The 7,038-nt window shown below is 69.8% G+C and carries 6 protein-coding genes; all 6 read left to right on the plus strand.

The window, feature by feature from the left end; all coding sequences use genetic code 11:
- Positions 1–26: 26 nt before the first annotated feature.
- The 6 genes from ACZ6I1_RS33225 (at position 27) to ACZ6I1_RS33250 (ending at position 6,916) form a co-directional block, all read left to right on the plus strand.
- Positions 27–1,067, plus strand: a complete 1,041-nt coding sequence (locus tag ACZ6I1_RS33225; RefSeq protein WP_469292680.1) for a glycoside hydrolase family 10 protein — start codon at positions 27–29, stop codon at positions 1,065–1,067.
- Positions 1,064–2,110 carry a Gfo/Idh/MocA family protein gene (locus ACZ6I1_RS33230; protein ID WP_469292682.1) on the plus strand — a complete coding sequence of 349 codons (1,047 nt, stop codon included), beginning with the start codon at positions 1,064–1,066 and terminating at the stop codon, positions 2,108–2,110. The genes ACZ6I1_RS33225 and ACZ6I1_RS33230 overlap by 4 nt, the downstream gene beginning before the upstream one ends.
- Complete coding sequence (locus tag ACZ6I1_RS33235) at positions 2,107–2,967, plus strand: DUF6807 domain-containing protein (protein WP_469292683.1); 861 nt, start codon at positions 2,107–2,109, stop codon at positions 2,965–2,967. Before ACZ6I1_RS33230 ends, ACZ6I1_RS33235 begins: the two co-directional genes overlap by 4 nt.
- A complete protein-coding gene (locus ACZ6I1_RS33240; protein ID WP_469292685.1) occupies positions 2,919–3,737 on the plus strand; it encodes a cupin domain-containing protein in 819 nt (272 codons plus the stop codon). The genes ACZ6I1_RS33235 and ACZ6I1_RS33240 overlap by 49 nt, the downstream gene beginning before the upstream one ends.
- Positions 3,707–5,185: a non-reducing end alpha-L-arabinofuranosidase family hydrolase gene (locus ACZ6I1_RS33245; protein WP_469292686.1), complete on the plus strand. Its 1,479-nt coding sequence runs from the start codon at positions 3,707–3,709 to the stop codon at positions 5,183–5,185. The genes ACZ6I1_RS33240 and ACZ6I1_RS33245 overlap by 31 nt, the downstream gene beginning before the upstream one ends.
- A gap of 102 nt (positions 5,186–5,287) precedes the next feature.
- The gene (locus ACZ6I1_RS33250; RefSeq protein WP_469292688.1) at positions 5,288–6,916 is read left to right on the plus strand and encodes a glycoside hydrolase family 27 protein; all 1,629 of its coding nucleotides are present in this window, start codon (positions 5,288–5,290) and stop codon (positions 6,914–6,916) included.
- The last annotated feature ends 122 nt before the right edge of the window (positions 6,917–7,038 follow it).

Here is a 7,038-nt window from a genome sequence, read left to right on the forward strand (position 1 = left end):
CCGCCCCCGCACCCGAGGAGCCCGTCATGTCCATGCCCCGGATTCTCATCGCTCTGTCCGCCGCCGCCTGCCTCGCGGCCGGTCTCGCCGCCGCGCCCGCGGCCGCCGAGCCCCGTCCCAGGACGCTCGGCGAACTGGCCAAGAAGCACCACAAGTACTTCGGCTCCGCCACCGACAATCCCGAGTTCACCGACGCCGCCTACCTCAAGCTCCTCGGCAGCGAGTTCGGACAGACCACCCCCGGCAACGCCATGAAGTGGTACGCCACCGAACCCGAGCGCGGCGTCTTCGACTTCAGCGCCGCCGACCAGGTCGTCGCCTTCGCCAAGGCCCACCACCAGAAGGTCCGCGGCCACACCCTCATCTGGCACAACCAGCTCCCCGCCTGGCTCACCGAGCGCACCTGGACCGCCGACGAGCTGCGCGCCGTCCTCAAGAACCACATACAGACGGTGGTCCGGCACTACAAGGGCCAGGTGATCCACTGGGACGTCGTCAACGAGGCCTTCAACGAAGACGGCACCTACCGCGAGACGCTCTTCCACAAGACGCTCGGCCCCGGCTACATCGCCGACGCCCTGCGCTGGGCCCACGAGGCCGACCGGCACGCCAAGCTGTACCTCAACGACTACAACGTCGACGGGATCGGCCCCAAGAGCGACGCCTATTACACCCTGATCAAGCAGCTGAAGGCCGACGGCGTCCCGGTGGAGGGCTTCGGCATCCAGGGCCACCTCGCGCTCCAGTACGGCTTCCCCGCCGACGTCCAGCAGAACATGCAGCGCTTCGCCGACCTCGGGGTCGAGGTCGCGATCACCGAGCTCGACATCCGGATGGTCCTCCCCGCGACCCCGGAAAAGCTCGCCACCCAGGCCACCTGGTACGCCGACTACGTCAAGGCCTGCCTGGCGGTCGAGAAATGCGTCGGCCTCACCCTCTGGGACTACACCGACAAGTACTCGTGGATCCCCTCCGTCTTCCCCGGTGAGGGCGCAGCGCTGCCCTACGACGAGAACCTGATGCCCAAGCCCGCCTATCGCTCGATCAGGAAGGTGCTGGGCGGATGATCAGGACGGCGATCGTCGGAACGGGCGGGATCGCGGGCATCGGCCACCTACCCGCCCTCCGGGCGCAGGCGCACCGGGCCGTGATCGTGGCAGCCGTCGACGCGGACGCCGCGCGCGCCGGGGCCTTCGCGGCCGAACACGGCATTCCCGCGGTCTACAGCGACCTGCACACGATGCTCGAGGAGCAGAGTCCGGACCTCGTCCACCTGTGCACGCCGCCGTTCCTGCACGCCGACCAGGCCGTGGCCTGCCTGGAGGCGGGGGCGTGGGTGTGGTGCGAGAAGCCGGTGGCGCTGTCGCTGGCCGAGCTCGACCGGATCCGTGCCGCCGAAGGGCCCGCCGCCGCGGGCGCGGTGTTCCAGCACCGGTACGGCACGGGGGCCCGCTACCTGCGCGAGCGGATCGCGGCCGGGACCCTGGGCCGTCCGCTGGTCGCGCAGTGCGTCACGGCCTGGTACCGCGACGACGCCTACTACGACGTGCCGTGGCGCGGCACATGGCAGAGCGAGGGCGGCGGCCCGACGCTGGGCCACGGCATCCACCAGATGGACCTGATGCTCGCGGTGCTCGGCGCATGGGCCGAAGTGCGCGCGATGGCCGGCCGCCTGGAGCGCGAGATCCAGACCGAGGACGTGTCCACGGCCCTGGTCCGGTTCGAGAACGGAGCCATCGCGACGGTCGTCAACAGCGTCCTCTCCCCGCGCGAGGAGAGCTACCTGCGGTTCGATCTCACCGACGCCACGGTCGAGCTGCGGCACCTGTACGGCTACTCCAACGCGGACTGGACGTTCACGACCAGGTCGTCCGGCGTGAAGTGGGAGCCGCCGGACGACCTGCCCAGCTCGCACACCGCCCAGTTCGCGGCCTTCCTGGACGGCTACGAGGCGGGGATCCGGCCCGACCTCGGCAGGTCCACCCTGGAACTGGTGACCGCCCTGTACAAGGCCGCTCTCACCGGGCTGCCGGTCCGGCGCGGAGAGATCGACGCCGCCGACCCGTTCTACGGCTCGCTCAACGGAGGGCGCCCGGGGGTGTTCCGATGACGTTCGAACTCCTCGAGAGCGAGGACTCGCTGATCGTCCGGGCGCGCGACGTCGACCTCTTCCGGTATGTGCACCGGCCGGTCGCCGCCCCCTTCGAGGCACCGAAACCGTACCTGCACCCGGTGCGCACCCTCGCCGGCGACGTGGTCACCGGCTTCCGGCCGCACGACCACCGCTGGCACAAGGGCGTCCAGTTCACGGCGTCGTGGGTGTCGGGGCAGAACTTCTGGGGCGGCGGCACCTACCTGCGCGGCCAGGGCTACGTGGACCTGCCGAACCTCGGCACGATGCGCAGCCTCAGCGTGTCCGCCACGGCAGGCCGAGGCCGCGCCGTGATCACCGAGGAGCTGGCCTGGCACACGATGGCGGGGGAGCACTGGATCGACGAACGGCGCACGCTGACCGCACGCGACGTCGAGGCCGACTCCTGGACCCTGGACGTCACCACCGCGCTGACCAACGTCCTCGACACCGAGCTGGTGTTCGGCAGCCCCGGCACACAGGGCAGACGACTGGCCGGATACTCCGGTCTGTTCTGGCGCGGGCCGCGCGACTTCACGGGCGGCGACGTGATCGGCCCCGCGATGGGGGAGCAGGGCGGCTGGCTGGCCTTCATCGGAACGCACGACGAGGTCGACCGCTCGTCCACGCTCCTGTTCCTGGACGATCCGGACGCCCCCTGCCACTGGTTCGTCCGCAGTGAGCCCATCCCCGCCGTCAACCCGTCCCTGGCGTTCGACAAGGAACTCCCGCTGGCCCCGGGCGACACCCTGTCGCGCCGCTACCGGATCGTCGTGGCCGACGGCTCATGGACCTTCGGGCGCCTGGCCCGCCACATCGCGGAACACGCGTGGTGACCGGCCTCCCCGGCAGCGTGGGGATCTCCGAGCTGACCGTGTACGACTGGGAGGCCGCCGACGGGCTGTGCGGCGGCACACCCCACATGCACCTCGTCTGCTCCGAAGCGTACGTCGTCATCGCCGGCGCGGGCAGCGTCCAGACCCTCACCGCCTCCGGTTTCGCCGACACCCCGCTGCGCCCCGGTGACGTCGTCTGGTTCACCCCCGGCACGGTCCACCGCCTCGTCAACGACGGCGGCCTGCGCCTCGTGGTGCTCATGCAGAACAGCGGACTCCCCGAGGCCGGCGACGCCGTCTTCACCTTCCCCGCTCCCGTGCTGGCCGATCCCGACGCCTACCGCGAGGCGGCCGCCCTGACCGGCGACCAGGCCGCGGCAGCGCGCCGCCGCCGCGACCTGGCCCTCGAGGGTTTCCTGGCCTTGCGCAAGGGCGGGCTGCACGAGTTCCACAGCGCAGCCCACCGCCTGAAGAGGGAGCTCCTGGACGCCTGGTGGATCCGGTGGCGCGACGGCCCGCTGGCCGCAGCCGTCACCACCGGCCGGCAGCTGGAACGGCTGAAGGCCGGAGACCTCTCCCACCTCGGCCACGGCGAAGTGTCCCGACTGGAGCGCACGGAGCACCAGCTCTTCGGCATGTGCGGCCGCCTCCACCCCTATTCCGTCCCCGACCCCCCGGCGCATCCGCCCGGCGGTGCGCCGGGGTCATCTCACCCCCGCCCTTCAAAGGAGCCCTCCTCATGTGGTTTCGCCATCCGCCCCGGGTCCTGAGACTCGTACTCGCGGCCCTCTCCTCACTGCTGCTGGGGGCCGCTCTGCTCAGCGCCCAGCCCGCCGCCGCGGCGGTGATCATCGACCCCAACGCCTCGTACGCACTGGTCAATCGCAACAGCGGCAAGGCGCTCGACGTCTACAACCTGGCGACGAACGACGGCGCCCGCATCACCCAGTGGGCCAGGAACGACCAGAACCAGCAGCTGTGGCAGTTCGTCGACTCCGGCGGCGGCTACTACCGCATCAAGTCCCGCCACTCCGGCAAGGTGCTCGACGTCCAGGGCCGCTCCACCGCCAACGGCGCCGCGATCGTCCAGTGGACCGACGCGAACGCCACCAACCAGCAGTGGCGCCTTGCCGAAAGCTCCGACGGCAACGTACGGCTGATCGCACGTCACAGTGGCAAGGCCCTCGAGGTGCAGGGCGGTTCCACCTCCGACGGCGCGAACATCGTCCAGTACGACGACTGGGGCGGCTCCAACCAGCAGTGGCAGCTCGTCAAGGCCGGCGGCACCACCCCAGGACCGTGCGCCCTTCCGTCGACCTACCGCTGGTCGTCGACGGGCGCACTCGCCCAGCCCAAGACGGGCTGGGCCTCGCTCAAGGACTTCACCGTCGCACCGTACAACGGCAAGCAGCTCGTCTACGCCACGACCCACGGCGCCGCGGGGACGGGCCAGGCCTGGGGTTCAATGAACTTCGGCCTGTTCTCCAACTGGTCGGAGATGGGCTCCGCGAGCCAGAACACGATGTCGTCCGGCACCGTCGCGCCGAGCCTGTTCTACTTCGCACCGAAGAACATCTGGGTGCTCACCTACCAGTGGGGTGCGACCGCCTTCTCCTACCGGACGTCGAACGACCCCACCAACCCGAACGGCTGGTCCGCGCCGCAGGAGCTCTTCTCCGGCAGCATCGGCGGCTCGGGAACGGGTCCCATCGACCAGACGATCATCGGCGACGGCACGAACATGTACCTGTTCTTCGCCGGTGACAACGGCAAGATCTACCGGGCGAGCATGCCGATCGGGAACTTCCCGGGCAGCTTCGGCTCCTCGTACACGACGATCATGAGCGACACCACGAACAACCTGTTCGAGGCCCCTCAGGTCTACAAGCTCCAGGGCCAGGACCGCTACCTGATGATCGTCGAGGCGATCGGCTCGCAGGGCCGCTACTTCCGCTCGTTCACGTCCACCAGCCTGAACGGCTCGTGGACGCCTCAGGCCGCCACCGAGAGCAACCCCTTCGCGGGCAAGGCAAACAGCGGCGCCACGTGGACGAACGACATCAGCCACGGCGAACTGCTGCGCACCAGCGCCGACCAGACCATGACGGTCGACCCCTGCAATCTGCAGCTGCTCTACCAGGGGCGCAGTCCCAGCTCCGACGGCGTCGACTACGGCCTCCTGCCCTACCGGCCGGGCCTGCTGACGCTGCAGCGCTAGCGATGTGACATCGAAGACCCGGCTCCCGTACGGAGCCGGCGCGGCGGGCCCGGCCGACGGCCGGGCCCGCGGTGCGAAGCCGACCCTGAGGAGCCCCCCACCATGAGCAGGAAACGAAACCGCGCGCTGCTGGCCATGAGTGCCCTGGCCCTGGCGGCCACGGCACTCATCCCCACCCCCCGGGCGCAAGCGCTCGAGAACGGCGTGGGCCGCACCCCGCCGATGGGGTGGAACACCTGGAACACCTTCGGCTGCGACATCAACGAGACGCTGATCCGCCAGACCGCCGACGCGATGGTCAGCTCCGGCATGCGTGACCTCGGATACGAGTACGTGGTCGTCGACGACTGCTGGTTCGACCCGAACCGCGACTCCGCCGGCAATCTGCGGGCCAATCCGTCGAGATTCCCCAGCGGCATGAAGGCGCTCGGCGACTATCTGCACGCCCGTGGCCTGAAGTTCGGCCTCTACCAGGCACCTCTGGACCGTACGTGCGCCCAGTACTTCAACTCGTATCCGGGCGCCACCGGCAGCCTGGGCCACGAGGTCCAGGACGCGCAGCAGTTCGCCGCGTGGGGCGTCGACTACCTCAAGTACGACTGGTGCTCGCCCACCGGCACCATCGACGAACAGGTGCGCACCTTCGCGAAGATGCGCGACGCCCTCAAGGCCACCGGCCGGCCGATCCTCTACAGCATCAACCCCAACAGCATCCACGAGAAGACCGGCCCGCAGCGGAACTGGGGCGACGTCGCCAACATCTGGCGCACGACCGAGGACATCACCAACGTCTGGAACTCGGGTCAGAGCAACGGCTACCCGATGGGCATCCAGAACATCGTCAACGTCAACGCGCCCCTGTCGGGCTACGCCGGGCCGGGGCAGTTCAACGACCCCGACATGATGGTGGTCGGCCGGGGCGGCATGACCGACACCGAGATGCGCAGCCACTTCGCCCTCTGGGCGGTCATGGCCGCTCCCCTGATCGCGGGCAACGACATGCGGAACATGGACGCCTCGACCGCCACGATCATGAAGAACAAGAACCTGATCGCCATCAACCAGGACCCGCTCGGCCTCCAGGCCACCCAGATCGGCAACGACGGCACCCGCCGCATCCTGGCCAAACGGCTGAGCAACGGCGACGTCGCGGTCGCGTTGTTCAACCAGGGCGGCAGCACGACGACGATCAGCACGGCCGCCTCGGCGATCGGCCTGTCCGGCACCTCCTTCAGTCTGCGCGAGGCCTGGACGAACGCCGTCACCTCGACCACCGGAGCCATCTCGGCGAGCGTGCCGCCCCATGGCACCGTCGTCTTCCGGGTCAGCGGCGGAACGCCCCACCCCGCGTCCACGATCCAGGGCGTGGGGTCGGGAAGATGCCTCGACGTCACCGGAGCCTCCCAGACGAACGGAACCCCACTGCAGATCTGGGACTGCCACGGTCAGGGCAACCAGCAGTGGACCTCCACGGCAGCCGCTGAACTCCGGGTCTTCGGCACCAAGTGCCTGGACGCGGAGGGAAGTAGCGCGGCGAACGGCACCAAGGCCATCCTGTGGGACTGCACCAACGCCACGAAGCAGAAATGGACCGTCAATCCGAACGGCAGTATCACCCACAACGCGTCGGGCCTGTGCCTCGACGCCGAGCGCGGCGCGGCCGCCAACGGCACCCGGGTGATCCTGTGGAGCTGCAACGGCCAGAACAACCAGAGGTGGACACTCAACTGACACCACACGGCAGTGGGGGGGGGGGGGGGGGGGGGGGGGAGGGGGGGGGGGGGGGGGGGGGGGGGGGGGGGGGTGGGGGGGGGGGGGGGGGGGGGGGGGGGGGGAGAGGGGGGGGGTGAGTA

The organism is Streptomyces sp. NPDC046303, from assembly GCF_055588085.1.